The 702-nt window shown below is 49.9% G+C and carries 1 protein-coding gene; it reads left to right on the forward strand.

Annotation, left to right across the window (positions count from 1 at the left end):
• A partial coding sequence (locus BCT81_RS28050) for a BCCT family transporter (RefSeq protein WP_198596984.1) occupies positions 1–702 on the forward strand: 702 nt, incomplete at both ends.

Raw genomic sequence — 702 nt, forward strand, 5'->3', positions numbered from 1 at the left:
GGCCTGGCGGCAGGGCGAACAGGCAAGGTTATCCTAGGCGGCATCGCTAAACCTGAAATGGATGGTTTCCGTTGGATGGCGATCATCTTCTGTACGCTACTTGCGGGTGGCGGCGTATTTTGGGCTGCAGCAGAACCGATTGCTCACTACGTTAGCCCACCACCATTGTACGGTGCACAAGAAAACGCACAGCAAGGTGCTGTGAACGCTTTATCGCAATCTTTCATGCACTGGGGTTTCCTAGCATGGGCAATCGTCGGCAGCTTAACGTCTATCGTGGTTATGCACCTTCACTACGACAAAGGCTTGCCACTTAAACCGCGTATTTTGCTTTACCCAGTGTTAGGCGAACGTGCACTGAAAGGTCACACCGGCGCTTTGATTGATGCATGTTGTATTGTCGCTGTAGCGGCGGGCACCATCGGTCCTATCGGCTTCTTGGGCTTGCAAGTGAGCTATGCACTGAATGCACTGTTTGATATCCCTGATGGCTTCACGACGCAGCTGATCATCATCTTATTCGCTATCGTTCTATACACATTATCGGCATTGAGCGGCCTTAACCGTGGAATGCAAATGCTAAGCCGTTACAACGTGATTCTTGCAATGGCATTGATGGTCTACATCCTGATCTTTGGCCCTACAAACTTTATCTTTAACGGCTACATTCAAGGTGTAGGCAGCATGATCGATAACTTCATC

The organism is Vibrio sp. 10N.261.52.A1 (assembly GCF_002876325.1).
In the GTDB taxonomy this organism is placed as follows: Bacteria; Pseudomonadota; Gammaproteobacteria; order Enterobacterales; family Vibrionaceae; genus Vibrio; species Vibrio chagasii.